At 68.8% G+C, this 1,405-nt stretch carries 1 protein-coding gene; it reads right to left on the reverse strand.

Annotated features, from left to right (window positions below; translation table 11 throughout):
* Positions 1-31 precede the first annotated feature (31 nt).
* The coding region (gene dnaA / locus SACSA_RS21355) for a chromosomal replication initiator protein DnaA (protein ID WP_019813653.1) at positions 32-1,405 on the reverse strand (1,374 nt) is incomplete at its 5' end.

The raw sequence follows: 1,405 nt of genomic DNA on the forward strand, positions 1-1,405 counted from the left end.
CGGGCAGCCGGGCAGCCGGGCAGCGGGCGGGTTACTGCCGCGCGCGCTGCTTGATGCGCGAGGTGAGTTCCTGCACCTGGTCGTAGATGCGGCGGCGCTCGGCCATCTCCTTGCGGATCTTCTTGTCCGCGTGCATGACCGTGGTGTGGTCGCGGCCGCCGAAGTTCTGCCCGATGCGCGGAAGGGACATGTCGGTGAGCTCGCGGCAGAGATACATCGCGATCTGACGTGCCGTAGCCAGCGCCTTCGTCTTGCCTGGTCCGCTGAGGTCGTCGATCGTGACGTCGAAGAACTCCGCGGTGACCCCCATGATCGTCATGACGCTGATCTCGGGCGCCTGCGAGTCGGGGATCAGATCACGCAGCACGATCTCGGCGATACCGACGTCCACGGGCTGCTGGTTGAGTGAGGCGAACGCCGTCACGCGGATGAGCGCGCCCTCCAGCTCGCGGATGTTCGCCTCGATCCGGGCCGCGATGAACTCCAGCACCTCGCCGGGCACGGCGAGCCGGTCCTGGGCGGCCTTCTTGCGCAGGATCGCGATGCGCGTCTCCAGCTCGGGCGGCTGGATGTCGGTGATCAGACCCCACTCGAAGCGCGTCCGCAGCCGGTCTTCCAGCGTCTCCAGCCGTTTGGGGGGCCGGTCGGACGACACCACGATCTGCTTGTTCGCGTTGTGCAGCGTGTTAAAGGTGTGGAAGAACTCCTCCTGGGTCCCTTCCTTGCCTTCGAGGAACTGGATGTCGTCGACGAGCAGGATGTCGATGTCGCGGTACCGGCGCTGGAACGCCACCTTGCGGTCGTCGCGGAGCGAGTTGATGAAGTCGTTGGTGAACTCCTCGGTCGAGACGTAACGCACCCGCATGCCGGGAAAGAGGCGCTGGGCGTAGTGCCCGACCGCGTGCAGGAGGTGGGTCTTGCCGAGTCCGGACTCGCCCCAGACGAACAGGGGGTTGTACGCGCGCGACGGCGCCTCCGCCACGGCGACGGCCGCGGCGTGGGCGAACCTGTTCGACGCGCCGATGACGAAGGTGTCGAAGGTGTACTTCTCGTTCAGCCGGGTCTTCGAGGTCTGCGGCTGGGCGGGCGCGGTGTAGGGCTGACCCGCGATGGGCTGGCCGGAGAAGGTCGGCCAGATCTCCGACACCGCGGCGAGCGCCTCACCCTCCTCGTCGACCTCCTCGTCGGAGTCCTCCCCGTCGGGGTGCGGCTTGTGCTGTGCGCCCTGGTGTCCGGTGCCGCCCGTACCCGGAGCCGAACGTCCGGGCGCGCCACCCGGCATCCCGGAAGTGCGCGCGTGCTGCGACGCCGACGGCGGCTGCACGGCGGGGATGATGATCGTGTCCTCGCCGGGAGACCCCGGGCGTTCGGCGGGCGGTGCGGGTCCGGAGGTCCGGCCCGGCGG

The sequence above is a fragment of the Saccharomonospora saliphila YIM 90502 genome (assembly GCF_000383795.1).
Classification (GTDB): domain Bacteria; phylum Actinomycetota; class Actinomycetes; order Mycobacteriales; family Pseudonocardiaceae; genus Saccharomonospora; species Saccharomonospora saliphila.